Genomic DNA, 26719 nt, shown 5'->3' with positions numbered 1-26719 from the left:
TGTTTCCGCTCGATTCACAATAACCTCTTGTAACTGATGACTGGTAACCATTCCCGCCTCCAGTCGCCAGCCATTCTCCAGGAGATTTCCGCATGCAGCATCAACTCTCAGAAAAACCGCGTGTCCTCCTGCTCCTTCCAACACGCACATACCGAGCGACGGATTTCCTCGAAGCAGCCCTGAAGTTGAATGTAGAGGTGGTCGTCGCATCGGAGGAAGCGGCGACAACAGCAGATGTATCGCCACGACACACGCTTGTGCTTGATTTCAGTACGCCAACTGCCGCAACACAGGCAATCGTTGAATTCGCCGAAACCTATCCGATCAAGGCAATCGTTGGCGTTGACGATGATACGACACTGTTGGCAACGGCTGCGTCAGAAGCGTTGGGACTTCCGCATAACCCCGTTGATTCCGCAAAAGCGACACGCAACAAGTATCTTTTACGGGACACATTAGCGACAAATGGTGTGTCGGTGCCTGCCTATCAACGCTTTTCCATTGAAGAGAATCCTGCTGAAATAGCAGCGAAACTTGGAACAGATACACACGTCAGTTTTCCGTGTATTATTAAGCCGTTGTCTCTCTCCGCCAGCCGCGGGGTCATCAGGGCAGATACACCCACCGAATTTATTGAAGCCTTCGGGCGGACAGCCAAACTTCTCCGAACTTTACAAGAATCCGCGGCGGAGGCACACTCTCATAATGATTGTGATCGCATGACCTCTGAGGCTCCTCTGGTACAGTATCTGCTCGTTGAGGACTATATTCCGGGGATAGAGGTAGCATTGGAAGGCATCCTGTTAGACGGTGAGTTGAAGACACTCGCGCTTTTTGATAAACCCGATCCGCTGGAAGGTCCCTTTTTCGAAGAGACGCTCTATGTTACGCCTTCCCGTCTATCAATAGAGATCCAAGCGGCGTTGCATCGAGCGACTGCGGAAGCTGCCGATGCCTTGGGGTTAAGACACGGACCGATTCATGCCGAATTGCGCTATAACGACAAAGGGGCGCATCTGATCGAGATCGCTGCACGGACGATTGGTGGACTCTGTGCCAGGAGCCTGCGGTTCGGAACCGGAATGTCGCTTGAGGAACTCGTTATCCGACATGCGATTGGGCAGCAGGTGGAGGAATTGCAGCGTGAGCAGCAGGCAGCAGGTGTGATGATGATCCCTGTCCCGAAGGCAGGTATTTTGGGCGAAGTGCGTGGCAAAACGTCGGCGTATTGCGTGGACGGAATCGTAGAGGTCAACATCACAATCCCTATCGGTGGGGAGGTCGTCCCACTACCAGAGGGGGCGCGATACCTCGGTTTCATTTTCGCTCGTGCTGAAACACCGAAGGCGGCGGAGGCGGCACTGCGTGAAGCACATCGACGATTGGAATTTGTGATTTTAGCGTGAGAATAGCAATCAGCAGTTAGCAGTCAGCAAAGAAAACCGCGTGCTGACGTTTTCGGAATGAAACGACTGCTGAAAGCCGCTCCGCTGACAGCCCTTAAATAACATGCTTACTAAACTATTTGCTATAACACTCATCCTTATTGCGCTCTGTTTATGGACAGCAGACGCGGAGACGGACAAGCCCTTTTTTACGGAAGTGACCGCTGCGCTCGGGTTTCCGCAGCCGGAGACACATTGGCACGCCGGGACGCACGCCCTACCGGAGGTAATCGGGAGTGGGGTTGCCCTGTTTGACTACGATAACGATGACGCGCTTGATGTTCTGCATGTCCGATTTCCGCGACCCGGGGAAGAGAATACTCCCGCACCGAATCGGCTTTTTCGTCAACAACCTGACGGAACTTTTGTTGACGTTACGGAAACCGCTGGTATCGGACACGAAGGCTACGGACAAGGTGTCGCAATCGGTGATGTAGACAATGATGGGGATGCGGATGTCTATGTAACGAACTACGGAGATACCGATGTTTTCTATCGGAACAACGGTGATGGGACGTTTGCTTTACAGGAAGCCGGACTCTCAAACGAAGCGTGGGGAACATCTGCGACCTTTGGCGATTATGACAGAGACGGATACCTCGATCTCTATGTCGCCAACTACGTTAAGTTCGATCCAGCGTCGGTATGTCGTGGAAAACATGGTGCTCCAGATTATTGCAATCCACAAGTCTTTGAACCCGCCGCGGACAGGTTGTTCCGAAACAACGGCGACGGCACTTTCACAGATGTATCGGAACAGACGGGTATCGCCGCAATGCCGGGGAGAGGTCTCGGTGTTGTGTGTCTCGATTTGACAGGCGACGGTTGGGCGGATTTTTATGTCGCCAACGACGGTGAAGCGAACCAACTCTGGGTAAATCAGAAGGATGGCACTTTTGCTGAGGAAGCCATATTGCACGGTCTGGCGTTTAACGCCTATGGACAGCCCGAAGGAAGTATGGGTATCGCTGTCGGTGATGTCAATGGTGATACGCATCCTGACCTATTTGTGACACACCTGTCCGGTGAAACAAATACATTTTATACGGGTACCGCTACCTTCTCTGTATTCGTTGATATGACGGAGATGTCGGGATTCGCCGGTCGAGATCTACCCTTTACAGGTTTTGGATGCGGTTTCGTGGACTTCGACAATGATGCAGATCTGGACATCGCGCTCGTCAACGGACGGGTGAAGCGCGGTCCTATCCTTGCGGGTGCGAACACCGGTGAATTCTGGAACTTCTACGCGGAACCGAACCTTCTTTTTCAGAATAGCGGTCAGCAGTCAGCAGTCGGAAACCGTCAGCAAGAGACTGGAATGGAAGAGAGGAAAAAGAGAAGAATGGGGGCCCAATCTTCCAATCTTGCAACCTTCCAACCAAATTTCACCGATGTGAGTTCGCGAGCCACCGATTTCACTCGACGGATTGAGGTCAGCCGCGGAATGGCTTTCGGCGATATTGATAAAGATGGCGATATTGATATGGTGGTGAGTGGTCTCGACAATCGACTCCGCTTTTTCCGAAACGATGCTCCGCCACCACAACATCACTATCTATCCGTGCGAGCGATCACCGAGAATCGCGATGCACTTGGCGCGCAAGTGATGCTTCGGACGGCCTCAGGGACGTTAACCGGATATGTGCTATCGGGGACGAGTTATCTCAGTAGCAGTGAGTCGAACGTGCATTTCGGATTAGGAAAAATTGATGAAGTTCAAGCGATTGAGGTGCACTGGCAGGATGGAAGTCGAGAAAAGTTTCCCGGCGCGACTCCCAATCAGCGCGCGGTGGTTTATCAAGGAGAGGGGGTGTCTTTTTGAAGAAATTGGAGATCGGAAAGCAGGAAGCTTGGAAGGTAGGAAGATTGGGGAGCCCGATCCTTCCATCCTTCCATTTTTCCATCCTTCATCAGATGCTCTTTATTTATTTAATTCTGATCAATGTGCCTGTTTTTGCGGATAGTGAAATTAGCAATCGGCAATCGGCAGTCAGCAGTCAGTTAAAGAGGGTATACACAGACGAGAAACCTCTTGTTACTGACAACCGACAACTGAAAGGATTTTTTGAAAAAAAATCCGTGCTGACAACTATTCCCCAACCTGCAGATCTTGACTTGGTTGAAGAAAAACCGCTTATAGAGGCGATTGAAAACGCCCAAAAAGCCGTTCGGAAGTCTCCCGATACTGCGGATGTCTGGGGACAACTCGGGCATGTCTACCTCAGCCATGGCTGGGAAGCCACAGCAATACCGTGTTATCGTCAAGCAAGCAGACTCGCCCCTGATGAATTCAAGTGGCTCTACTTTCTTGGACGTTTGACGAAACAGCGTCAACCCGAAGAGGCAGTGAACCACCTCACCCGTGCGCTTACCTTGGATTCAACATCCGCACCTGCACATCTCTATCTGGCTTCTGCGCTCCGTATTTTGGGGAGATTCGATGAAGCACAAGAACATTTGGAACACGCCAAACGCCTCCAACCGAACAACCCATTCTCTGAACTCTGGCTCGGTGAAATCGCACTTGCGAAACAGCAGATGAAACTCGCTCGAACGCATTTAGAGAAGGCACTCCGCTTGAATCCAGGACAAAGTGAAGCGCACGCGCTCATGACACAGGTCGCTATTGCCCTCGGAGATACCCAAGCGGCGAAACAGCACGCGCAGGCAGCCCGGAAGCCCAGTCAATACGGTGAATTGATAGATCCGTTATGGTGGGACGTGCTTAAAGCGGGTGTCACTGCTCCACTGTATGCCGAACGCGGTAGACGTTATATGTCGGAAGGCAAGTACAGAAAAGCAGTCGCTGAATTTGAGCCGCTTATCTCAGACGAACAGAAAGATATAAAGGTCTGGTTCGACTATGGCGTTTCACTCCTCTATACGGGGACCCGGCACAAGGAAGCCTTAGCAGCATTAGAACACCTCCTATCGCTACTCGACAAGGACAGAGAGGTTCAGAAGGAGAGAAGCACAGCCGAGATAGCCTACTTGAATGCGCAGGCATATAACTATATGGGACAGATTTATTATGAAACCGGACAGACCGCTGCAGCGATCCGCGCCTGCCGAATGGCACTCCAGTTTAAAAGAAATACAACAGATAGCGAATCTCGCGGCGGGTTGAACCCTTCGGATTACGACACTTTTTACTCAAATGTCCACGCGAATCTTGCGACGGTGTATGAGAACACAGGGCAGCTTGGAGAGGCAATTCGACACTATCAGGATGCACTTAAACTCGTGCCATCTCAACTGTCCGTGCATCGCGATCTTGCCGGTGCCTATTGGAAAACACGGCGTTATACAGCAGCGGAACCGCACTACAAACAGGTTATCACGCATGACGCAACGGATGTCCAAGCCATTTATAGACTCGGCTTAATTTCTCTGATGAAGGAGAATTACCTCGAAGCCGTTTCGCTCTTTAAAAAGGTAATCGCAATCGAGGCGACGCACGTCCGCGCTTATGGTGCTTTAGGTGTTGCTTATCAGGAACTTGGGAATATATCAGAGGCGATTGGTATCTTTGAACGGGTTTTAGAATTAGAGCCGAGGAACAAGGTTGCGTTAGACAAACTCAGGGAACTGCATGAATCAAGGTAGATTTTTAATTTTACCTTGCGGAGAGATATACGGGTTGGAACTTTAAAAAGGGTTGGGGTAGATCCGCCTGCGCCGTTGTTGCAGGCTGCTTTTTTAAACTAATTTTATAGTAAAGTGTAGAATTATGTGATCGGAAAGGTTACTCGTAGACGGACTGCGGAATTTACGATACCCAGTCCGTCTACGAGCATAAAAAAAGGAGAGGCTATTGACTCATATGATGCGTTGCTTTAATTTTCCCCCAGGTTGTACCAAGTTTACCTTCGGGGTCAACAGCCAAATAATTTACATAGCCTTTGTCCATTAACTCCTGAATATCTTCTTGTTCCAATGCTGAGTGGAAAATCATGACTTCGTCCATGAGACCCGGGAAAAAGTTTCCACCTGGATCCCAGACTCCGCATCCCCCGATGTTAACATCAAACGGCGCTGCGCCGTGATTCGCCCACTTCCCCTTCTGTTCAACGTATTCACCATCGATATAAGTATGGACGTAATCCTGCGTAGCGACACACCCGACGTGATGCCAATTACCATCACCGTGTTTGTGTTTCCAAGGATTATTCGTCAAGCCAGCCGAGGGGGTCCAGAGGCTCAGCTCATTTGTCGTAATAAAGCCGAACTCCGGTGCGTTGTTCTGTCCGACGAGTCCAGTCCGTGCGGGTGGATCGTCCGTGCTTTGTATCCATGAAAGAATCGTGAATTCTTCGAGTGCCTCAAGAAGTTTCGCTCCAGTCTTGACACATCCGGCTTTGCCATCAAATTCGAGAGCCTTGCCGAATTTACCATCTACCCATGGGGCTTTAACGACTTCGCCGTCGTTTCCTTCACCTGATATGTCTTTAGCGACACCGCCTTTGCCTTCATCAAAGAGCCAGATACCGACCGCAGTATCGAAGTCAATCTCGGCGGTGCTGATATGAACAGCGATGAGGCTGAAACATATCACGCCGAGCGTTAATAATACCTTTTTCATAATTAATTCCTTCTTATGTTTGCCGAGAGCGTGCTTGAAACGCACGTCTACGGGATTAAGATTGATATCCTACTTTTAATTATGATAACGTATATAGCACGAAATTGCAAGAAAAAACCTGACTCAGCAAAGCCTGATATGTTTGTACACATTGTGGCTTTTCTAAATCAGGTTTAAGAACATTGTTTAGAATTTCCCTCTGTTACAATGGTCAAAAGATTCTCAGCGTCTAATAACTATCTTTCAAATGTCCCCAGATTGTCGGAAGTTTGTTAGCGGGTTCAACGGCAAGTGCTTGGGCATTGAGGAGTTTGGCATCGCCAATCGCGGAGTGGTCGCAGCCGATTCCGTCGCCGCCATCACCCATGATGATTTCAAGTTCTTTCGCGTTGGCAGGAATGTCAAATTCCACTTTCACAGCCTCAACCTGTTTTCCGCCATCGGTGCCTTGCAGTGTATCGGATTTGAAAACCTCTTTTCCGTCAACACTAAAAATGAAATCGCTACTACCACCGTGGTTACATTCTACTGGATCTTTCTCGTCTGACATACCGACGTAGCCTTCAAACTTGAGGTAATTGTCTCCACCAAGATCGTAGATCATGGTTGCAATGGCATGCGAGCCGATCCCGCGTTCAAAGTAGATACCACCAATCACGATATGGTTACGGGTACCGCCACCTTCACCGATAGTCGCGTTGTCTACATCAAGGGGACCGCCCCACCCCGTCCATTCAGCTTCCGAGTTTTTGGGATTAAGTCCACACTTATTCGGTTTTGGTGTGCTGCCGCCAATGAAAGCCAGATAGGTAACACCCTTGCGGTCATCTTCTTCGACAACCTCGTCATAGTCGTTCTGCTTCCCAGCATCTTCTTTAGCGACCTCTTTAATAGGCTTCGCGCCGTCGCCATCTATGTTTTCACAGTCGCTTTTCGCGGCATGGACGCTGAAAGCGAATCCAAGGGTCAGCATAAGGATAAGCGCGCATACATTAAGAGTTTTCAATTGTTTTGACCTCCATCTGTTTTTCGTGTTTTTTGCACAAAAGTTCTCGAAATAAGATTTTGGAACTGTGCGTGGTGAATAAAAAACGTAGTTTGATGCGTATCGGTTATACCACCGAAGGATGCAGGATTGTTTCATCTATTCGGTGATAATTGTAACGTTCATCTGGAGCGAACACGATCTCCAATTCACGCTCAGCACTCCTGAGAGAGTCCGATGCGTGCACGACGTTATGCGTGATATTGATTGAGAAATCGCCTCGGATACTTCCGGGTTGCGACTTCTTTGGGTCGGTTTCCCCGTTAAGGATGCGTACCAATTCTATTGCGTCGCGCCCTTCAACCGCTAAGGCAACAATAGGCGCTGAAGTCATGAATTCTATAAGTACATCGTAAAAAGACTTGCCCTGATGGACAGCATAGAGTTTTTCTGCTGTGTCGCGCGGGAGCTGCAACAATTTCATTCCAACGATTTTGAGTCCCTTGTGTTCATAGCGGGTAATGACTTCACCGATAAGCCCGCGTTGAACACCGTCCGGTTTGATGAGAACCAGCGTCTGTTCTGTCTCCATAGTTCCTCCGTTTCACCTTGGCATGTGCCTACTACACAGCACACCTATATTAATGCCTACAATACAAGCATTCAGGCTTGACCTCAAGCCATTTTAAGTATATCATATTTTTCAGCGTGGTGCAATTTTATTTCTTAAGGTTAATCTAAGCAAGTTTCAATATTAACCTTCACGTTTTGAATCCGCAAGTGGGGTGGAAGACTGGAAGATTGGAAGGCTGGTCATCCCTCCTTCCCTCCTTCTTCCATCCTTCCTCAAAACCTAAAATTTGTTTCTTAAAATTGTTTAGAGGTGGTTATGTACGATAAACTCGGATGGAAGTCGGTGTGATTACCGCCCCCGACGCACACTATGCCGAGGAGCTGAAGCAATTCCTTGGACATAAGCCGGGTAACTATAAGTGGCACATTGAGCGGTGTGTCATGGAGGTGCTTGATGCGTTAGAGACGCGTTTCTATGTCGGCAAACTTGACGGAAATGTGATTACCAACATCATGACAGTCGAGTATGAAGGGGTCGGTATTTTAGGACACGTTTTCACGCTTCCAGAGCAGCGGAGAAAAGGCGCGTGCAAAGGTGTGATGGGGTATCAGATGGAGGATTTCCGACAACGGTCAGGCAGGGGACTTTATCTCGGGACGGGCTACAATAGCCCGCCGTATTACATCTATCATAGTTTCGGATTTGAGAGTGTCTATTCAGAATCCGGTTTTATGAAGTATCAGGTGAATGAAGACTTCGAGAAACGCTATTTCGCGCCTACATCTGCATATCCGAAGCCCGTGGAATGGCACGATTGGCCGAAAGTCACGGCGTTATCAGGTATTGTCGGATGGGACACGCTGCGGAGTCTTAAGTGGAATGTTTACGGTCCCACGAATCTTGAGGGCGGGTTTCTCAGCTTCAAACACGATTTGGAAGCAGCAGATGTCTACGATGATGCGAAATTGCTAATTTCGTCGGAGGGCGCGATTGTCGGATGGGCAACTGTCGGTCGCGATACGCGTTGGCACCCAGCGACTGCTGGGTTGGATCTCTTTTTTCATCCGAATTTTGCGGACGCTGTTCCGGCGTTGCTTTCAGCGGTAGTGTTTCCTGATGTGAAGGTTCAGTGTTATGTTGACAGTGGTGCTGAGAAGAAGGCGGCGGTTTTGGAAGATGTCGGATTCACCTGTGAGGGAAGGTTCAAAGACCAATTCACGTATAGTGGACAGTATTACGATGTCTTGGTGTTTGGGCGGGGGTAACTTGTCTGAATCGCGGATTTTCACGGATTATACGGATTTCTTGTTTTAAATCCGGCGGTCGTATTCGCCGTGTTTTCCGATCCAAACCCAAGTGAAAACCTGTCCATCTTGGATTGCGATTGCACGATAGTCGTCGTTAACTCTTGCGGACCAATAATTCGATCGTCGCGTTTTTTTAAACATAAGTGACGGATGGCTCTGATTCTGCTTTAGAAGTTGAAATTGTTTATCAGCGCGTCTTTGAATGTCCTGTGGCAGTCTGTGATAATACTCCCAGAACTCAGGCGTTGTCTTATAGATCAATGAGTTTTCCAGCCTTTTTTGCGCGGCGTGCGTCCTCTCGTAGATGCTCCAATTTTCCCGCTTCTATGTCCGCTTCAAGCTGTTTATCCCAAGCGTCCTCACGTGCCTGCAGCGCTTCACGGAGTCTGATTGCAAGCGTGTTCAGGAGTTCTTTTTTCGTTTTTGCCGTGCATTCGACTTCAGGAAATTGAGGCATCCATCCGTGCCATCCAACAGATTCTTTTTCGAGGTGTGCGATGTAGGGTTCCTCATAGACAGGATCGAGAATTGTGGCGCGCTGAAATTGTGTGTTCTCACCTTTGTGTTCTGGCTGAGGATTGACATGGGTTTGTTGGTTTTCAATAGATCTCATAGGTTTCACCTCCTCAAATTTTGTCGATATCGGTAGGACCTTTCTGGTAGAATAAGAAAGTCAAACCGAAATTGATAGACCCGGCTTTGGTGTAGAACAGGCTTCATCCTCTCTCTTCACTTTATTAAGTTATACCAGAAAAGCAGTGATGTATCAAGGAAAAATCTGAATTGCGGATTTTCACGGATTATAGGGATTGCGCGGATTTTGGTAAGGGTGAAGAAGAGTCGTCAGAATCAGGATTTACAAGATTTTAGGATTTTCAGGAGAAGAGACAATTTGTCAAGTGGATCCAGCCTCCCAGTAGGGTTATTCAGTTTTAAGAAATTATCGAATTTCACGCCTTTTTTGGACGATCCGGTGCGGTTGGGAAACCGCACCTACCGGACCTGGGAGATGGGAAAACCACCCTTTTTTTAAATTGACACCTATGGAACGGTTAGGAAACCGCTCCTACCGTCTACATATTTTTCGACTTTACTATAAATTGCTGTGCTACTTCCGCACGGCGATTTTTCCGACCTTCTGTTTGCGGATATCCCCTTTTCGGGCGGTAAATTTGTAGAGATAGACCCCGTTCGCAAGCGGTTCGCCATCACCGTCATAGCCGTCGTAGTGGAATTCGTTGAAGGAGACGGACGCATCGAGTGTGTCAATGGCGATGATACGGCGACCTGTAATCGTGTAGATTTTCAGGCTGACTTCGTCCGCACTTCCCGTGAGGTAATAAGCGAAGTAAGTGCCGCTTCCGGGCAGAAAAGGATTCGGGAAGTTGGCAATATTTTTGATTTCAAATTCCCCAGCGACAGTCGCAGTGCGCTCCGTATCTGAGATATTGCCGTTTGCGTCTTGTGCCTGTAAACGGATGCGGTATTCACCGGGTTCCAGGACCGGCGTGTAGGTAATCAGGAGTAGATTGTTGTTCGTCGGCGATGCTGCAATCACATACTCATCTTGCGGCACGTTTTCACCGTTTTTGGTGAGGATCATATTCTCTGAACGTGGATCAATCCCGTTTGCGTCCTCAATCCGCACTGAGATCGTTGGTGTATCGGAGATATAGTCGCCATCGACGAAACCTTGGTGGTCGAGGGTTAACTCAAGTGCGGGTGGACTTGTGTCATTATGTGAGAGCAACGCAAATGTCCCCGGCAGTTTGACTTCCTCGCCGACACGAATCCAATTCCCGTTGTCACTGTCGCGCTGATAGATATGAGCATCTTTTCGGGAATCGGAGTTCTCTCCCACTTTTTGGAAAGTGGCGGTTACCGCCAGTGTAGGAAGGTTTTGCAACCCCAATGCCTCCACGTCAAATTGATAGGCGAGGACAGACGTTGAGAGTACTGCTGTAATATCGGGTTGGTTGGTAACGGTAAGAGCTTCTTCGCTATAAGTCAGGACGGCACCTGTTTCCACACTGCCAGACGGAACAGCAATACGAAAGATACCATCTGGACTCTGGATGGGCTGATCGAGCGTTTCGGGTGTAAGAATGATACGATTGCCCGAGAACTGTTTCGATGCCCAATTATTCCTTTCACGTTTTTCAATGATACTTCCGTTTGGCAGTTCAGCAGATGGCGGATCTACGTAGGCTATGACAAGATATTCACCGGGTGGCGGTTGCCACGGAACGCTTACGACAACTTGACTCCCCGGTAGAACTTCGGGAAGTATCTGGAGATCTCCGATTGGCGTAGCACCTTGGAGTGCGGTGAGTATTGACGCAAGGTTGACGTTTGTATTGGAGATATCGGTGTCACCGCTCAACGTCTTTACATAGAACTGGACAGGTACGTTTTGAACCGTTTGGTTCTCTGGGTTTCGGATTTGGACTGAGAGTGTAAAGGGAGGTGTTGTATCCCATGTAAGGGTTTGATTTAACAGGAGGAGGTCAATGTCAATTTCCTCATATCCCACATCGTAAGTGATAAGCTCGGTTTGAAATGCTCGCCCACTTTTAACTTTAATCTCGGCGTAATAATCGATAATTTCCTCGGTGGAATATCCGGGGATAGGTCGCTCACTCCTATAGGTAGTGCCTCTATGCGGCACAACGGGGATTGTAAAGAATTCGTGACCATCCAAACTCCAATAGAGCATTATTTGGTCAATAGCATCTTCGTCAACGACTTCTGCGTAAAGGTGCGTGGGCTGATTTAAGTCAACGGGAAAAGGTGTAAGACGGACGTTTTTGACATACCGATCTAAGACCTTGTAGGTTGCATGCCCTAAAGCCTCTTCATCTGCATCCCATGCGTAAATCTGGACAGCCCCGACATCAAAGTCGGGATCAGCGGGTACCCGTATTTCCGTGTTGACCTGTCCATTGGCGATAGAAACGATTTCCGGTTCCAGTTTTATATCTTTTGAAAGTGCGGTTTCAGTTGTCGGGACAACAGTAATTTCGGCATCTCCATTAAAGTTCCTATCCGATAGCGTCCCGGAAACGGAGAGAAAAGTATCTCCGTGAGAGGCGTTTCGTCCTTGCTGGGGACTAATGTCTGCGGTGACCTGAATCTCATTGCTCGGTATTTTCAAGTTTGTCGCTGGATCCCCGAAAAGCGTGAAGACTTCGGCGAGATCAAGGAATCTGGGCGCATTGATGAGGAACTGGGTTTTCGCCTGTCCGAGGATGGCACCGAAATTGCGGGTCTGCTTGTTGAAGATAACGTCAAATATTTCGGCATTCAGTATATAGTCGCCATCTAACAGTCCAATACTGGTTGCGGCGATGACGGCGATGGCACCACCGTTTTCCGAGCGCAGGAGTTCTTCAACGAGACTGTTTTTATTCCCTTCAAACGCCCCTGTGTAGCAGGTCATACTGATAACGAAGGGGAGTTGTGAAATATTGGTTAAGTTCTGTTCGGGATCTGCAAAGTCGAGCATCCGGCTGGATGACCATATACCGCCGCCACCGTGTCCAATATAGTTCACTATACTCGCACCGTCATTAAAGCCGTCGATCACCCGCCTACCGATAGGGGTAAGGACAGTATCGTCACTCAAAGTTGGTTCGTCCGTATGGGGGGCGTAGATACGTTGGGTTTCGTATCTGGCATTCAGCTGATTGTGGGTGATAAGCTGACTGGTTTGCCAGTGGAATCTGAGATCTGAACCTGCGAGCATGAGGAACCGTTTGTGCCAAGAACCGACTGAAGCGGAAGTCTCATAACTGATGGTGCGTTCGATGAATATGCGGAGATCTACGCGATTATTCGCGGGCATTCTACCGATAAGCATGTCTGGAAAACTATCTTCCCCTCGAAATGTAACAAATTGATGGTCGGACCCACTGGATCCGTAGCCTGGGATTTGCACCTGCATCGTCGGGACGAAATTAGGTTTATTTTTGATATCGATATTTGTATCGCCTATGAGAAAGACATAGGTCGGAGCAGGGGGCTGCCAATTGTGATAGGCGTAATTGAGGAATTCACGGATAGCCTTGGGATTGAGAATGCCCTCATTAAATTCATCGTAGATGTCTTGGACATCAACAACTTTGGTGCGTAGTCCTTGTTGGGCGCGATAGTCGGCGAGTGGCTGAACGTCGTGAATAAAGTGGTCATGTGTAATGATAATGTAGTCCGCCGCGTTGTGCGTGCTGCGCAGATCGGATGCCGTGTCTACCGAGATATTCGGTTTTTGGAACTGGTTCGGGGTGAGGGCAATGTATTGGATCGTAGGATCGTCCGCGGCTTTAGGACGAATTTGGGACGAGCGGAAGAAGACCCGATACGTTCCAGGAACATCTTCGTCAACAAGCGCGGATAAGCCTACGTAACGTGTGCCGTCGATGCCATAAATTTCGATATTTGGGACGGAAAAGTTCTTTAATTCGACCTCGAAACTTGCGTTTACAGCACCTGTTTCGTCCCGGAATGGGGTAATTGCAAAGGGTAGCACATCCGTTTCTGCTTCAAAATCACGCCAATAGTCGATTTGAAGCCAATTGAACAGGATAATATCGATAGGGGCTTCAGGGTTACCGGGATTTGTAATTCGAATCGCGTTTTGTCCTTCATTAAGAAACGACTGCGGTATATCTTGGTTATGAATTTGGTATTCGGTTTCGCCATTCCAGCGGGCTTCCCCAAATTCGATTTTATCGTTTAGCCAAATCGTACATAGGTGCGGCGTGTTGGATCTCCCGTGCAGGCTGATTCGGACTGTTGTAGGTAGCGCTGTCTCAGAGACACCTGGAAGCTTGAAGGTGAATGTTTTCAATGCGGGAGCGGCGAGTTGGGACCAGAACCAGCTGTCATCTGGAAGCGGTGGCAGCTCGGTCAGCGTAAACTGACGCTGTAATAACCCTTGACTAAATTCTATATATGTCTGGCTTGCTGTTAGGTTCACATTACGGAAACGTCTGAACTGTAGGTCTTTCTCAATATGTGCGCGTGTGAGAAACCACCGGTAAGTTTGCGCGTTATTTGCTTTTGGGAGTGAGGTCTTTGTAGCCATTCGGATCCCTGGTCCTGCCCCCCAAGAAAGCCAATAGATGTTCTCATCGGAATAGGGATCGATATAACTATTTTCTCCGTGCTGACGTTCCCCATAGAAGATGATTTCGTCTGTTGGGTCGAATCTTTTGTCGTCTTCGCCACGGACAAAAATCGGTATCTGTTTCCCTTTATTTGTCAGTGTCAATGTTCTTGGAACTATCGTTTCTAAATTGGCACCGGCAGCTGCGAGATCCTGCGCCGTAATGCTGTACATTCCAGAGTCGGTGACCCTGATTCTATAGCGGGGTCCTGTGAATGGAACGCTTGGTGCCGCTGGTGCTCGCGCTGTTCCTGGTGAAATAGGGCGGGAACGCCATTTCGTGGCACTCTGTGGGTTAACGAGCATATCAGCGAAAATTGCGTCAAATACCGTGGATTCGGTATGTGAACCGATCGGTGTCGTCGATAACACGTTAGGTTGTACAGACATCCGAGTCCCGCGAAAGCGCACTTCTACAACGAGTCGGTGGTAGAGTCTGACTTCACGCCGGACAGGATTGTACTGGACAGGATTCATTTGAATCGGGAGGACGCGATTCTCTCGGATCCAACCCGCTTCTCCGATTTCTGCGAGACGCGCAGGGAAGAAACTATCCTTTTGTTTGGCTGACGTGAGAGGGAGTGCTTCTATTTTACGTGTGCTGAAATCCTTATCAATCACCCGCAATTGGAAATCAACGTCGGGTGGAACACTTATAAGTGTAGATTGCATCGGGAGGTGCAGTGTTCCGAATTCGGTAGTGAAGTTACATCCAGGAAAAGATATAGATTGGCTCTCGGCTTTCGGCTCTCGGCTTTCGGCAAAGAGATCTGCGTTTAACAAAGTGTCCTTGCTGACTGCCGACTGCTGACTGCCGACTGCCATTCCGCTGTTTTCGAGAAGGAAATCGGATTTAGGGATGATGAGTTGGATCGTTACACCCTGCAAGGTACTACTGACTAATTCAATCTCTCTTCGGGTTTTTGCGCTGTTACTTGTCAAAGTGCGAGCACTTTGGTTTCTTAAGGAAGTCGGTGCTGCAGCTGCGAGCCCAAAAGAATCGGTTTCCGGGTTCAGGATGGGAAGGGGGAAGATATTAAAACAAAGGAAGAACGTTATTAATAGGAGTGGTAACCGTTTATACGCAGGCGCGCGCAGTGCTATGGGATGAAGTTTCATTCTCATATCCGTAATCAGATGGACCTTTTTACAGTGTTTGTTGCGATAGGTTTCGTTTTTCTTTAAATAATGTGGGGAATGGAAGATTGGAAGGGTGGAAGAGTGGGTACCCATCCTTCCACCCTATCCCTCGATGCTGATTGCTGATTACTGACAGTTCCCTACTTATTATCGGCGAGGTGATAGACTTCAATCTCTCGGATTTGGGCGATTGCGGGTTGCATAACGCGATAGTGTGGATAGTATTGACCCACGAGTGTTGTCCGCCGGTCAACGATTTTGTCACCGGGTTCCGCTACTATTTTATTCACAATGACATCATCAACAGTTCGAGTAACGGCGACGCGAATCATCTTCGTTTGGAAGTTCAACCTGTCAAAGACGAATTCGGCTTGTGCCCGTTCATCGCCGATATTGCGTCGCTGAATGACTGTATGAAAAGTCTCCCATTCGCCGGTTTCAGGGTTCAGGTAATCCATCTCGAACCGGAAGAGGTTGCTATTGTGAATAATAATTTTTCGGACCGGATGGACCTCAGCGAATCTGATGATGAAATTCCGCTCATTGCGCGCCGGGAGTGTTGCCAGCGTTTCCAAACTTCCATCGTTCATGCCGGGATGGTTTGCTTCGGTGCCGTAGGCGGCACTCGCTATATTTTCGCTATACTGTGTGGATAACACCTGTGCAACTCTACACGCATTGAGGTGTAAGCAGATCGCTATGAGGCAGCAGATAATTAGCGTCATGCGTCTCATGTTGGTTCCTCCTGAAGTGTTATATCAACCCGATCGACAATCCCCATGACGAGTTCTCGGATCGGTGCGTCTTCAATGCCGAATACCTCTTGTGCTACACCGGGACCTGCACCGACTATCACTGTATCCCCCTCACCAGCACCGACATAGTCGACAGCAATCGTTGGGGTGCGAACGAGTTGAGATTTGACGCTCAACGGTTGGATGAGCAGTAGTGTACGATTTTCGTATGCAGGATGTTTAACGATAGAAACGACTTTTCCGATTACTTTGGCAATGTACATTTTTTTATTTCTTATCGATCTCCGGTTATCGGTTAAGATGTGTGGCAGTTACGTGTTGCGTGAATTCCACACGTTTCCCGCTACTGCCAACTGACTGCTGATCGTTATTCCTCTGACGGCTGACCGCCGTTCTCTGTGTCGACCAGCGAAATAGAATCGACGATACCAACTATGGCAACATCGACCGGCATCCGCTTACCGGGAGTGACACTTACGGCATCGCCGCCGGTAACATAGTAGACCGTTTCGCCAACGCCTGCGTCGTGGAGCGTATCCACAGCGACGAGCGGTTCAGAAATGGGGTCGCGTTTTTCGTCCAAGGGTTGCACGATGAGGAGGCGTGAACCTTCTAAACTCGGGTCTTTTCGAGTTGCGACGATGGTTCCAATCACTTTTCCTAAATCCATTTTTTAATTATTCCTTGCGGATTTTTAATTTTACCTTGCGGTTCGGACAGGTAGGTTTCAGGCTTGAAGTTCCTTTACGTATATCTAGGGGAAACCCCCAAGCAAAAACACCTCCAAATGTAAAGCAAAGACAAATTATGCCATTTAAGGCATAATTTCATTACGGACTACGGTTACGAAAATTAGTTTAAGACATATATTTTTCTAATGAAGAGAACACGCCTATATTTTCTCAAAAACGAGATTGTATTCAACAAGTTTTGTATGGAGCGTATTCCGGTTAATCCCAAGGATGTCTGACGCTTTGCTCCGATTTCCTTTGGTATGCTCAAGCACGATCTTAAAGAGCGGTTTCTCAAAGATCGCTCGAATTTCAGCATACAGTTCGTCTGGCGATGTCTCGGATTCCATATAGTGCTGAATGTGCGCTTGAAGCAAATTATAAATTTGTGTGTCAAGATTTCCCAGTTCACTGGCAGGGATCGATTTTTCGAGTATCGGATCGAAATGCTCAGGTAATAACATTTGCCCTGAACACATGACGAGTGCTCGTTTGATGGCATTTTCTAATTCGCGCACGTTCCCGGGCCACTCATGCGCTGTAAGAAGTTTTGTGACTTCCGCGGAGATGCCGATTTTGGGGAGTTGGTATTCTTCAACGAACCTGCGAATGAACAGATCTATGAGTTCCGGGATGTCCCCTTTTCGCTCTCGTAGAGGTGGCAAGGAAATGGGAATGACGTTGAGACGATAGTAGAGGTCCTCCCTGAAGGCTTTCTGCTCAATCGCGGTTTCCAGTCGTCGGTTGGTTGCCGCGATGATTCTGACGTCAACCGCGTGGGTCTCGGTCCCGCCCATCGGTTCAACCTCTCGTTCTTGTAGGACGCGCAACAATTTCATCTGAACTTCAATCGGCAATTCACCGATTTCATCGAGAAAGATTGTCCCGCTGTCTGCCTGTTGAAATTTCCCCTTCCTTGCGGTATGTGCATCGGTATAGGCACCTTTGACGTGTCCAAAGAGCGCGCTTTCAATAAGACTCGAAGGCATGGCACCACAATCAACAACGACGAATGGATTTTGGGATCGGTCACTGTTTTGATGGATGAGTTGGGCGACAAGTTCTTTGCCCGTTCCACTTTCACCTAAAACGAGGACTGTTTCGTCACTGACGGCAGCGCGTCCAATTTTATGATAGACTTCCTGCATTGCCGGACTTTGACCGACCATTCTCCCCTGCCCCTCCACATCAATAGGCGTTGTAGATGTCTTGACGTTTTTCGTTTGGTTGCTGGCATCCGCAGCGCGCGATACAAGCTCAAGCAATTGTCGCTGATCAATTGGTTTTGTGAGGTATCCATAGGCGCGTTGCTTTGCGGCATCGATAGCAGTCTGAGTCGTTCCGTGGGCAGTGATTATAATAATAGATGCGGTGGTATTGTGCCCCTGAATGTCCTCGATGAGTTCAATTCCGTTGGCATCCCCTAACCAAATGTCAAGCAGAATGACATCAACATTCGTTTCCTTGATACAGGCGAGCGTCTCCGCTCCACTTCGGGCTTTGAGTGTCTCATAGCCTGCTCTCTGGAGCGTCGCGGCGAGTATTTGTCTGAGGCTGTCGTCGTCGTCAGCAATCAACACAAGATTTGACATTTTTTAATTTTCCTTGGGGTTCGATAAGGCATTTTGATACTTTCACGTGCTCTCCGTTGAGCCGTCCCGGCGCGTTGCTTGGGACTATATTTTTAATTTTACTTGCGGTTCGCTATGATTCCGCTCTGTTGCATTATACGTGTGTAAACACATCTATACGGGAAGTGACATGACAAACGCTGTCCCTACCTCAAGGTTGGCATCGACTTCAATGCCACCTCGGTGTTCGGCGAGAATTTTTTGGCTGATGTAAAGTCCTAACCCCGTCCCTTTCTGTTTAGTGGTATAAAACGGATCGAACAGCATGGGTATATCTTCAGATGGAATCCCGGGTCCATCATCTTGAACTCGGACGCGCACGGTTTCCGTTTCTGGGACGTATTCTGTCTGAATTGTCAAAGTTCCATCTGTGTCCATTGCTTCTATGGCGTTGTAGAATAGATTCAGAAGCACCTGTGTAATCCCATCCGCATTGACATTGACCTCTGGGCAGTCGCCGTATTGCGTGATGACTGTCGTCGCGCGAAGTTCCAACTCTGGTCGGCAGATAGCCAAGCTACTCTCAAGGAGTTGATGGATATCGCTCAGTTTTGCGACCTCCATCGCGGGTTTACTGAAGGCAAGTAATTGTTCAATGAATCGGTTTAGCCTGTCCACCTCTTTTATAATGATTCCTGTGTATTCCTCAATCTCATTTTGAGAGAGTTGGATGTCTCCAGAATAGGTTTCGACTGGCTCGAAAGTCGCGCGATCACGATCATCATGATGGCGTGCTTCCGCTGAACCGAACTCTGCGTCGCTGTGTTGAAGCAGTTGTGTGCCGAGTCGGATGCTCCCTAAAGGATTTCGGACCTCGTGTGCGATAGTTCGGACCAACCGCCCCAAGGTCGCCATGCGTTCGGATTCAACGAGGGCATCAATTGTCTGTTGGATTTTGACGCGCTGTGCGATAATGGAGGCGATAATTGTCAAGAGTCGCCGGTCATCCTCAGCGGAGAATTCATCAGAGGCTTTATCGATCGTCAGTGTCCCAATGACGTTTTCCTCTACGATAATCGGAATGCACCAGAAAGCTATCCCGTCTTTGGATTCAACGCGTTCCGGCTCAAAGAGTTTAATGGAACTCAGTGGGCTTCGGGTTTGTGGAACGCCTATCGCTTTCCCTGATGCGAGCACCTGTTTTTGGATATCTTCTATCTGATTGTCGGTACCGCGTTTCATCTCTGCGGGTGTAAGCCCTAAAACAACTTCTGTGGAAGTAACGACCTGCCCGTTTTCATAGAGATGCAAAGCCCCGCGGTAGATACCGAGTCGCTTGGATAGAATTTCAATGATTCGCTCAAAGAGCCCCTCCAGATCAAGATTGGCATTCGCGGATTGGCTGACCTCAAAAAGTGTAGAGATGTCCCGGACCTGTTTTTCTAAATTTGCGTTGACACTGTTTATCTCCTCTATCTGTTCGACCCTACTACGCCTTTGGGTTTGTAAGTGTCGAATAATGCGGATAACGCCATAGGCGACAAACGGATAGAGCAATGCTATGATAATACTTTCAGTGTGGTTCGGATAACGGAAGACGTAAATCCAATTGGCTACGGTCGTAATCCCGAATAAAATGTTCTGCCCGCGAGGTTTCGTGTAAAAAACTGACAGAACGATCACGCCATAATAACAGTGACTTATCGCCGGATAGTACTCCGATATCTGGAACAGATGCACACTGACGTTAATGAGAAGCACAAAGACTGCGAGAAAGAATGTTAGCATTTTTTTGGGGCAGTCAGCGGTCAGCAATCAGCCAGTAGAAAGAGAGGGTAGATTCACGAGAACACCTCTTTGCAGAGAGCCAATTTGCTGATGGCTATTCTTTTAGAAAGTTATTGAGCATCTTTAGACCAACGCTCCCACTCTTTTCAAGGTGGAACTGTGTTGCAATGAGATTCTCGTGGGCAATCGCGCTACAGAATTCAAGACCATACGTCGTCTTTCCGATGACGATATCCTCTGATGCTGGCTCAGGATAGTAGGAATTGACGAAATAGAAGTGTGCGGGATTCGGAACACCTTCAAAAATTGCGTGCGGTTTCGTCTGATACACTTCGTTCCAACCGATTTGTGGCACCTTGAGTGTTTCGGTTTGTGTTTCTGTATCTGTCGTAGGATATTTCTTTACACGTCCCGGTAGAAGGTTTAAGCATTCGGCATCCTCTTCCTCGCTGTGTTCAAAGAGGATTTGGATACCGATGCAGATACCGAGCATCGGTTTACCTGTGCGGTAGCAGTCTGCGAGGACCTGGTTCAATCCGCGTTTCTGTAGTGTTTGCATCGTGGCTTTTGCGGCACCGACCCCGGGGAAAATGACGCGTTCAGCAGTGAGTATCTTTTCTGCGGCAGATGTAATTTCGTTTTTATATCCGAGGTGTGTTAAGGCTCTCGCAACACTCGTAAGGTTCCCGGCTTCGTAATCTATAATTGCAATCATATATTTTATAGTTATCAGTTATGTAATCGCCTTTTCAATTGCTTTGTAAAGGTTAGCGGTCTCGATTCCTGCGATAGCGGCTTCAGACCCTTTGTTCCCTGCCTTGATACCGGCGCGTTCAAGTGCTTGTTCTATTGTATCTGTGGTGATGACACCGTAGATAACGGGAATGTTGGTGTTGAATGAGACGTTGGCGATTCCTTTCGCGCTTTCGGCGGCGACATAATCAAAATGGGGGGTCGCTCCTCGGATAACTGCCCCGAGACAGAGGACGACGTCATAGCGTTCGCTGTCTGCGAGACGTTTGGCAATTCCCGGAATTTCAAAGGCACCGGGGGTCCAGAAAACATCGACAGAATCCAAATCGACGCCGTGCCGTTTTAGGGCATCCAAGGCACCAGCGAGGAGTTTTTCGGTGACGAAACTATTAAATCGGCTGACGACGATACCGAACGTGAGACCTTCGCCGAGAAGATGTCCTTCATAAACGTTTGGCATATTTTTATGGGAGGTCAGCCACAAGGGCTGCCCCTACACTCTCCATTCTTTATTCCTCATGTAGGAGGAGGTGGCCGAGTTTGGAACGTTTGGTTTCTAAATATCGGCGGTTAAATGCATTCGGCTTGGTTTGCAACGGGATCCGTTCGACGATTTCAAGTCCGTGTCCTGACAATCCTGTAACCTTTTGCGGGTTGTTTGTCATCAATCGCATTTTCTGAACGCCTAAATCGGCCAATATCTGTGCCCCGATGCCGTAATCACGCAGATCTGCGGGGAACCCAAGATGTTCATTGGCTTCGACGGTGTCTAATCCGTCGTTGTCTTGTAACTGATATGCCCTGAGTTTCCCTTTGAGTCCCATGCCTCTACCCTCTTGTCGCATGTAGACAAGGACACCTCTGCCTTCCTGCTCGATGGTTTTAAGCGCGATTTCGAGTTGTTCGCCACAATCGCATCTCAGGGATCCGAAAACATCGCCCGTGAGACATTGCGAGTGTACTCGGACCAAAATTGGAGATGGATCGGTCAAATCTCCTTTTGTGAGAGCAATGTGCGTTTTATCTCCCTCTACGGTTTCACCGCCTGTATCGGTGCTTTCGTAGGCGTATAGTTTGAATTCACCGTGTGCGGTTGGTATATCAGCGGTTGCGACGCGTCGGATCAGTGTTTCTGTCTCACGCCGGTATGCGATGAGGTCAGCAATCGTGATGATTATGAGCTGGTGTTGCGCGGCAAATTCCATGAGTTCAGGGACGCGTGCCATGCTGCCGTCCTCGTTGAGTATTTCACAGAGGACCCCCGCTGGGTATAGCCCTGCCATTCGCGCTAAATCGACAGTGGCTTCGGTATGCCCTGCGCGTCGGAGGACGCCTCCGGGTTTTGCTTCTAAGGGGAAGATGTGTCCGGGTCGGACGAAGTCTGCGGGTTCAGCGTTGGACTCAACGAATTTCCGGATGGTATAGGCGCGTTCTTGTGCAGAGATACCGGTTGTCACCTCTTTCGCATCGATGGTGACTGTGAAGGCGGTCTGCATTTGCGCAGTGTTGGACGCTACCATAGGGTGGAGTTCAAGTTCGGCAAGGCGTTCTGAACAGGTCGGTAGGCATATCAACCCTCTGCCGAATTTCGCCATGAAATTGATCCGCTCTGCTGTCACCTTTTCTGCCGCCATGATGAGATCACCTTCGTTCTCGCGATCGGGGTCATCAATGACGATGATCATTTCACCGTCTCGGATTGCAGAGAGTGCTTCAGGAATGGTATTAAATGTGTCTGACATTTTATTAATTATACGCCAAGCGTTAAATGACGCCTTCTGTGATTTAATGGTTATCGGAACAAGAGGCAACCTTTGTTAAACGAAAACCTCTTAACAATGACTAAAAACTGAAAAGATTGCGTAGCAACCCGTGCTGAAAACCATTTAATCGATATAGCCGTGTTTCGCTAAAAAGCTTAAATTAAGGGTTTCAGAAGAGGATTGTTTACGCAACTCTGTCTCCTCTTCGGTATTTTTTAACAGCGTTTCGAGATAACGCGCGACGATATCGACTTCGAGGTTAACCGTATCACCTGTCCGTTTTGTTCCGAAGGTCGTAACGTCTTTTGTGTGCGGAATCAGCGTGACTTCAAAGGCATCCGCGTGGACATTTGATACCGTTAAACTGACACCATCAACGGTGATGGATCCTTTGTATGCGACATAAGGTCTGGCGGTGCGACTCATTGTTATCTGCATCACAGAGGCATCCCCCTCATCTTTCCACGAGCGGATTGTCGCGACCTCATCAACGTGTCCGAGGACGAGGTGTCCGCCCAATCTATCGCTGAGTCGGAGTGAACGTTCTAAATTGACGTGCTCTCCTCCCTTCCGTTCACCTAAAGTCGTGCGACGCAAGGTCTCCGCGGATACATCCACGGTGAATGTTTCGGATGTGAGGAAACGGATCGTCAGACAGGCACCGTCAATGGAGATGCTGTCGCCGACTTTCGCATCACTGAGAACATCGGTCGCCTGAATCTCAACGATAGCATCTTGAGATTTAACCTGTATGCTTCTAATCGTTCCGAGTTCTTCGACGATCCCGGTGAACATGCTATAGATACCCCTCAATTAGAAAGTTGTGTTCAGCAATCGGTGTGATGCTTACTCGCTGTAGGTTCGTTGCATCGGTTAAACTGCGGATTCCTACACCCCCGATCGGTCCAGGGGCATTCTGTCCGCCGATGAGTTTCGGTGCGATGAAACACATAACTTTGTCCACGACCCCTGCGGCGAGTGCCGAGGCATTAATTTCGCCGCCACCTTCTATGAGGACGCTTGTTATTTCACGTTTCCCCAATACTTCCATCAAACGCTTGAAACAGACGCTGTTTCCGTGCGCTGCTGGAACGGTTATCACTTCCGCGCCTGCCTTTTCGAGGGCATCAACATTTTCAGAGGGTGCCTTTGGCGTTACTACCACGATAACATCTGCCTCGCTTTCGGGATTGAAAATCCGTGCATCCGTGCGTGTTCTCCCGAGAGAATCCAATACAATCCGGATTGCGTCCCGCCCTTCTCTGTCCTGAAGTCGTGTCGTCAGCGCGGGATTATCGCTTGCGACTGTACCTCTACCGACGAGGATCGCATCTACTGCGTCCCGTACCTCATGTCCTCGTTGCCGTGATGCCTCGGACGTAATCCATTGCGATTCCCCAGAAGGGGTGGCGATTTTCCCGTCGAGGCTCATAGCGATTTTGAGGATTACAAAGGGTCTACCGGTTTGAATGTATTTCCGATGCGCCTCGTTTAGGTCTGACGCTTCCTGTTCGCAAACACCTACGTGGACGCTTATACCGGCATCTTGGAGTTGCTGAACCCCCTTGCCAGCAACATTCGGGTTCGGATCGACCTCTGCGATGTAGACGTGCGCGATGCCTGCGTGAATCAGTGCTTCTGTACAGGGCGGTGTCCGTCCCCAGTGGCAACACGGCTCAAGATTTGTGTAAAGCGTCGCGCCTTTGGCATCCTCACCAGCAGCGTTAAGCGCATGGACTTCGGCGTGTGGGGCTCCTGCTTTCTGGTGATACCCTTCACCGATAATCTTTCCGTCTTTTACAATGACCGTGCCAACGAGAGGGTTGGGACTCGTGCGTCCTATTGCTTGTCGTGCTAAATCCAGGGCACGTCGCATAAAGGCTATGTGTGTTTCGTCCATGGCGATGTGTTATCTACACCCGAAAGTCTATTTATTAAATTATATCACATTTCGATGAGAAGTCAAAATCATTTTTGTGACGCGGCGATCTCTTTCAGGGATTCGAGGATTTCTGACTGCTTTGCGAGGTCGAATTGATGCGAACCGATGTACATATATTTAATAATCCCTGTCTTGTCAATGATGAATGTTGCCGGACGTGCGATGTTGTAAGCCTCTAAACTGAGCCAGTGGTAGACACCGTAGCTTCTGATGATGTCCCTTGTTTTATCTACCAGTAGCGGGAATGTGATGCCGTTTTTATCGGCATAGCCTCGAAGTTCACGGGGCCACTGCCCGGCAATGGCGAGCGGGGTGGCTGTGTACGCGGCGTAGCCTTCAACGTTTTCTTGTACTGCCGTCAACTGACGACGGCTGTTCGGTCACCACGTCCCCCGAAAAAAGGTTAGGACGACGTGGTGTGTCCCGTGATACGTTTCGAGCGATACTTCTCCGCGTTGATGTGATGGGAGCGTGAAGGGTGGCGCGGTATCACCGATGTTGAGAACTTTGTTTTTCCGTGGCATGGGCATACTGTATCAGAAAGTGCGGTGCATGTCAAGTCTTTCGCGGATAACTGTCGGATTTCAGCGATCAGTCGTTGGGAAATTTATTGTCTGAATCAGGATTTTCAGGATTCAAGGATTTTCAGGATTGTGGTGTTATTGCTGATGTTGTGAGTTTCAGAGTATTCAGAGTAAACTCTGAAAAAGGGTGGATTTGAAAAAAGTTGTGAATATAGATGATGACTGGGTTTTTGATGGTTTTGATGGGCGGTTTATAGAAAGTTACTCTGAAAATGAAGATAAGAATTGTGATTGGGGAATGTGGGTGTTCATTGTCTGAATCGCGGATGACACGGATTGCGCGGATTGCGCGGATTTTGGTAATTGTGTATTGCGGTATCTTCAGCCCGAGCGGGGCGACATGTGTGTAGAAAACGTTTCAGAAAAGACAAAGCCCCAGCGGGGCGGCAAGTGTATAACAGGGGTGCTCCCTTAACAAGGGTGTTGGGTAAGTTTGAGAGGGACACCGGAGAGAAATTGGCTCTGGCTTATGAAGTTTTTTGCTGGTGCTCGGCGATGATTTTTCCTAACGCTCTCAAGGCATCGTTAACAGATTTCGCGTCTGGGAACATTTCGGCTACGTCGTCGTCAAGCCGAATCAGGTTTGTTCCTGCATGGTATCGTTTCGCATATTTTCCCCGAACCCCTTCGCTGAAATCATATTCATCAAGCATATCTGGATCACGTTGTTTGGATGTTGTTTGACTCATAGATTCTCCTTTATAGAGACGACCAAAGTTTTATAGTAAATTATAATAGATTCACTTCTGGAAGTCAAGTTAGGGAGTTCTGTCGGATCGCGACGCTTCCTTGAATGTCCTCATCAAATACGCTATAATTCTATTAAGTAAAAGCGATAATCTCCTTGACCATTCTGAAGCTTATTTTGAGGATTGAAAATGAACAAGAAATCATATAGTAGATACCGATAGGGGTTCGGTATCTCGGATTCGTCTATTTCGCAGCAATACTCGTAACCACTCACAAAATGGAAACACAACCTACTGATTCTGATAAGAGAGGTAAAAATGAAAAAGAAATCTTTCATAACAAAGCAATTGGATTTATTTTGCTTCGTCGGTAACATCATTTTCCGAAACTATTTTCGCCAGCCAGCATTTCTGAACAGATGCTGGTTTTTTATATGTATTGGTATTCTCGCGGATGCTCCATCTGTTCCAGCGTTTCCGGGTGCTGAAGGTTATGGTGCCGTGACACGCGGCGGTAGAGGTGGAAAAGTGATCATGGTGACGAACCTGAACGACTCCGGACCCGGCAGCTTACGCGAAGCCTGTGAAGCAGAAGGACCGCGGATCGTTGTGTTCAGAGTTTCGGGAACTATCACCCTTGAAAGCCCATTGAAAATTTCCAACCCCTATATCACCATCGCCGGACAGACAGCCCCTGGAGACGGTATTTGCCTTAGGAGATATCAGCTTTCAATTAATGCCAGTGAGGTAATCATCAGGTACATAAGGGTAAGATTGGGAAATGAAACGGATAATGATGCAGATGCCATAGCAGGCAGGTATCAGAAAAATATAATCCTTGACCATGTGTCGGCAAGTTGGAGTGTTGATGAAACAGTCTCTATCTACCATTGTGAAAATGTAACCATTCAATGGTGTCTGATATCGGAAAGTTTACACGATG

The 26719-nt window shown here is 48.5% G+C and carries 24 protein-coding genes; 5 read left to right on the top strand and 19 right to left on the bottom strand.

Going from position 1 to position 26719, the window contains the following annotated elements:
• The first annotated feature begins 92 nt into the window (after window positions 1–92).
• The 3 genes from J4G07_09100 to J4G07_09090 all read left to right on the top strand — a co-directional run bounded on the left by J4G07_09100 (window position 93) and on the right by J4G07_09090 (window position 5054).
• Window positions 93–1406 (top strand): ATP-grasp domain-containing protein, encoded by a 1314-nt coding sequence (locus tag J4G07_09100; GenBank protein ID MCE2414148.1) that lies wholly within the window; start codon window positions 93–95, stop codon window positions 1404–1406.
• Between the two features lie 103 nt (window positions 1407–1509).
• The gene (locus J4G07_09095; GenBank protein MCE2414147.1) at window positions 1510–3270 is read left to right on the top strand and encodes a CRTAC1 family protein; all 1761 of its coding nucleotides are present in this window, start codon (window positions 1510–1512) and stop codon (window positions 3268–3270) included.
• On the top strand, window positions 3267–5054 hold the full coding sequence (locus J4G07_09090; protein ID MCE2414146.1) for a tetratricopeptide repeat protein: 1788 nt from the start codon (window positions 3267–3269) through the stop codon (window positions 5052–5054). Before J4G07_09095 ends, J4G07_09090 begins: the two co-directional genes overlap by 4 nt.
• Window positions 5055–5259: 205 nt before the next feature.
• Here the strand turns inward: J4G07_09090 and J4G07_09085 are convergent, their stop codons facing one another.
• The 3 genes from J4G07_09085 to ndk all read right to left on the bottom strand — a co-directional run bounded on the left by J4G07_09085 (window position 5260) and on the right by ndk (window position 7607).
• On the bottom strand, window positions 5260–6030 hold the full coding sequence (locus tag J4G07_09085; GenBank protein MCE2414145.1) for a LamG domain-containing protein: 771 nt from the start codon (window positions 6028–6030) through the stop codon (window positions 5260–5262).
• 229 nt (window positions 6031–6259) lie between these two features.
• Window positions 6260–7036, bottom strand: a complete 777-nt coding sequence (locus tag J4G07_09080; GenBank protein MCE2414144.1) for an NPCBM/NEW2 domain-containing protein — start codon at window positions 7034–7036, stop codon at window positions 6260–6262.
• A 106-nt stretch (window positions 7037–7142) separates the two neighbouring features.
• Window positions 7143–7607: a nucleoside-diphosphate kinase gene (gene ndk, locus J4G07_09075; protein MCE2414143.1), complete on the bottom strand. Its 465-nt coding sequence runs from the start codon at window positions 7605–7607 to the stop codon at window positions 7143–7145.
• 314 nt (window positions 7608–7921) lie between these two features.
• Between ndk and J4G07_09070 the strand changes: the two genes are divergently transcribed.
• Window positions 7922–8854 carry a hypothetical protein gene (locus J4G07_09070; GenBank protein ID MCE2414142.1) on the top strand — a complete coding sequence of 311 codons (933 nt, stop codon included), beginning with the start codon at window positions 7922–7924 and terminating at the stop codon, window positions 8852–8854.
• Between the two features lie 45 nt (window positions 8855–8899).
• On the opposite strand, the gene J4G07_09065 is transcribed toward J4G07_09070, so the two are convergent.
• The 16 genes from J4G07_09065 to J4G07_08990 all read right to left on the bottom strand — a co-directional run bounded on the left by J4G07_09065 (window position 8900) and on the right by J4G07_08990 (window position 25776).
• Window positions 8900–9154: a hypothetical protein gene (locus J4G07_09065; GenBank protein MCE2414141.1), complete on the bottom strand. Its 255-nt coding sequence runs from the start codon at window positions 9152–9154 to the stop codon at window positions 8900–8902.
• The gene (locus J4G07_09060) at window positions 9147–9509 is read right to left on the bottom strand and encodes a hypothetical protein (GenBank protein MCE2414140.1); all 363 of its coding nucleotides are present in this window, start codon (window positions 9507–9509) and stop codon (window positions 9147–9149) included. The genes J4G07_09065 and J4G07_09060 overlap by 8 nt, the downstream gene beginning before the upstream one ends.
• A 495-nt stretch (window positions 9510–10004) precedes the next feature.
• On the bottom strand, window positions 10005–15179 hold the full coding sequence (locus J4G07_09055) for a T9SS type A sorting domain-containing protein (GenBank protein ID MCE2414139.1): 5175 nt from the start codon (window positions 15177–15179) through the stop codon (window positions 10005–10007).
• Window positions 15180–15340: 161 nt separating this feature from the next.
• The gene (locus J4G07_09050) at window positions 15341–15934 is read right to left on the bottom strand and encodes a hypothetical protein (GenBank protein MCE2414138.1); all 594 of its coding nucleotides are present in this window, start codon (window positions 15932–15934) and stop codon (window positions 15341–15343) included.
• Window positions 15931–16218, bottom strand: a complete 288-nt coding sequence (locus J4G07_09045; GenBank protein MCE2414137.1) for a EutN/CcmL family microcompartment protein — start codon at window positions 16216–16218, stop codon at window positions 15931–15933. Before J4G07_09045 ends, J4G07_09050 begins: the two co-directional genes overlap by 4 nt.
• A 104-nt stretch (window positions 16219–16322) precedes the next feature.
• On the bottom strand, window positions 16323–16625 hold the full coding sequence (locus J4G07_09040) for a EutN/CcmL family microcompartment protein (protein MCE2414136.1): 303 nt from the start codon (window positions 16623–16625) through the stop codon (window positions 16323–16325).
• A gap of 222 nt (window positions 16626–16847) precedes the next feature.
• A complete protein-coding gene (locus J4G07_09035; protein MCE2414135.1) occupies window positions 16848–18278 on the bottom strand; it encodes a sigma-54-dependent Fis family transcriptional regulator in 1431 nt (476 codons plus the stop codon).
• A gap of 153 nt (window positions 18279–18431) precedes the next feature.
• Window positions 18432–20045 carry a GAF domain-containing protein gene (locus tag J4G07_09030; protein ID MCE2414134.1) on the bottom strand — a complete coding sequence of 538 codons (1614 nt, stop codon included), beginning with the start codon at window positions 20043–20045 and terminating at the stop codon, window positions 18432–18434.
• 94 nt (window positions 20046–20139) lie between these two features.
• Complete coding sequence (gene hisH, locus J4G07_09025) at window positions 20140–20760, bottom strand: imidazole glycerol phosphate synthase subunit HisH (protein ID MCE2414133.1); 621 nt, start codon at window positions 20758–20760, stop codon at window positions 20140–20142.
• An 18-nt stretch (window positions 20761–20778) separates the two neighbouring features.
• Window positions 20779–21258 (bottom strand): 6,7-dimethyl-8-ribityllumazine synthase, encoded by a 480-nt coding sequence (locus J4G07_09020; protein MCE2414132.1) that lies wholly within the window; start codon window positions 21256–21258, stop codon window positions 20779–20781.
• A 49-nt stretch (window positions 21259–21307) separates the two neighbouring features.
• Entirely contained in the window at window positions 21308–22540 is a 1233-nt protein-coding gene (locus J4G07_09015; GenBank protein MCE2414131.1) for a bifunctional 3,4-dihydroxy-2-butanone-4-phosphate synthase/GTP cyclohydrolase II, read from the bottom strand.
• A 144-nt stretch (window positions 22541–22684) separates the two neighbouring features.
• Entirely contained in the window at window positions 22685–23356 is a 672-nt protein-coding gene (locus J4G07_09010) for a riboflavin synthase (GenBank protein MCE2414130.1), read from the bottom strand.
• Window position 23357: 1 nt separating this feature from the next.
• A complete protein-coding gene (gene ribD, locus J4G07_09005) occupies window positions 23358–24461 on the bottom strand; it encodes a bifunctional diaminohydroxyphosphoribosylaminopyrimidine deaminase/5-amino-6-(5-phosphoribosylamino)uracil reductase RibD (GenBank protein MCE2414129.1) in 1104 nt (367 codons plus the stop codon).
• A gap of 68 nt (window positions 24462–24529) precedes the next feature.
• Complete coding sequence (locus J4G07_09000) at window positions 24530–24865, bottom strand: peroxiredoxin family protein (GenBank protein ID MCE2414128.1); 336 nt, start codon at window positions 24863–24865, stop codon at window positions 24530–24532.
• Between the two features lie 18 nt (window positions 24866–24883).
• A complete protein-coding gene (locus tag J4G07_08995; GenBank protein MCE2414127.1) occupies window positions 24884–25027 on the bottom strand; it encodes a redoxin domain-containing protein in 144 nt (47 codons plus the stop codon).
• A 527-nt stretch (window positions 25028–25554) separates the two neighbouring features.
• The gene (locus J4G07_08990) at window positions 25555–25776 is read right to left on the bottom strand and encodes a hypothetical protein (protein ID MCE2414126.1); all 222 of its coding nucleotides are present in this window, start codon (window positions 25774–25776) and stop codon (window positions 25555–25557) included.
• Window positions 25777–26094: 318 nt separating this feature from the next.
• Between J4G07_08990 and J4G07_08985 the strand changes: the two genes are divergently transcribed.
• The coding region (locus tag J4G07_08985; protein MCE2414125.1) for a hypothetical protein at window positions 26095–26719 on the top strand (625 nt) is incomplete at its 3' end.

The sequence above is a fragment of the Candidatus Poribacteria bacterium genome (genome assembly GCA_021295715.1).
Classification (GTDB): Bacteria; Poribacteria; WGA-4E; order WGA-4E; family WGA-3G; genus WGA-3G.
Note: the sequence above shows the minus strand (reverse complement) of the source record. Positions and strands in the feature narration are given on the sequence as shown.

Coding starts and splice junctions, on each gene's coding strand:
- J4G07_09100 (MCE2414148.1), top strand. CDS start 93: ATGCAGCATCAACTCTCAGAAAAACCGCGTGTCCTCCTGCTCCTTCCA.
- J4G07_09095 (MCE2414147.1), top strand. CDS start 1,510: ATGCTTACTAAACTATTTGCTATAACACTCATCCTTATTGCGCTCTGT.
- J4G07_09085 (MCE2414145.1), bottom strand. CDS start 6,030: ATGAAAAAGGTATTATTAACGCTCGGCGTGATATGTTTCAGCCTCATC.
- ndk (MCE2414143.1), bottom strand. CDS start 7,607: ATGGAGACAGAACAGACGCTGGTTCTCATCAAACCGGACGGTGTTCAA.
- J4G07_09070 (MCE2414142.1), top strand. CDS start 7,922: ATGGAAGTCGGTGTGATTACCGCCCCCGACGCACACTATGCCGAGGAG.
- J4G07_09060 (MCE2414140.1), bottom strand. CDS start 9,509: ATGAGATCTATTGAAAACCAACAAACCCATGTCAATCCTCAGCCAGAA.
- J4G07_09055 (MCE2414139.1), bottom strand. CDS start 15,179: ATGAAACTTCATCCCATAGCACTGCGCGCGCCTGCGTATAAACGGTTA.
- J4G07_09050 (MCE2414138.1), bottom strand. CDS start 15,934: ATGAGACGCATGACGCTAATTATCTGCTGCCTCATAGCGATCTGCTTA.
- J4G07_09045 (MCE2414137.1), bottom strand. CDS start 16,218: ATGTACATTGCCAAAGTAATCGGAAAAGTCGTTTCTATCGTTAAACAT.
- J4G07_09040 (MCE2414136.1), bottom strand. CDS start 16,625: ATGGATTTAGGAAAAGTGATTGGAACCATCGTCGCAACTCGAAAAGAC.
- J4G07_09035 (MCE2414135.1), bottom strand. CDS start 18,278: ATGTCAAATCTTGTGTTGATTGCTGACGACGACGACAGCCTCAGACAA.
- J4G07_09030 (MCE2414134.1), bottom strand. CDS start 20,045: ATGCTAACATTCTTTCTCGCAGTCTTTGTGCTTCTCATTAACGTCAGT.
- hisH (MCE2414133.1), bottom strand. CDS start 20,760: ATGATTGCAATTATAGATTACGAAGCCGGGAACCTTACGAGTGTTGCG.
- J4G07_09020 (MCE2414132.1), bottom strand. CDS start 21,258: ATGCCAAACGTTTATGAAGGACATCTTCTCGGCGAAGGTCTCACGTTC.
- J4G07_09015 (MCE2414131.1), bottom strand. CDS start 22,540: ATGTCAGACACATTTAATACCATTCCTGAAGCACTCTCTGCAATCCGA.
- J4G07_09010 (MCE2414130.1), bottom strand. CDS start 23,356: ATGTTCACCGGGATCGTCGAAGAACTCGGAACGATTAGAAGCATACAG.
- ribD (MCE2414129.1), bottom strand. CDS start 24,461: ATGGACGAAACACACATAGCCTTTATGCGACGTGCCCTGGATTTAGCA.
- J4G07_08995 (MCE2414127.1), bottom strand. CDS start 25,027: ATGCCACGGAAAAACAAAGTTCTCAACATCGGTGATACCGCGCCACCC.
- J4G07_08990 (MCE2414126.1), bottom strand. CDS start 25,776: ATGAGTCAAACAACATCCAAACAACGTGATCCAGATATGCTTGATGAA.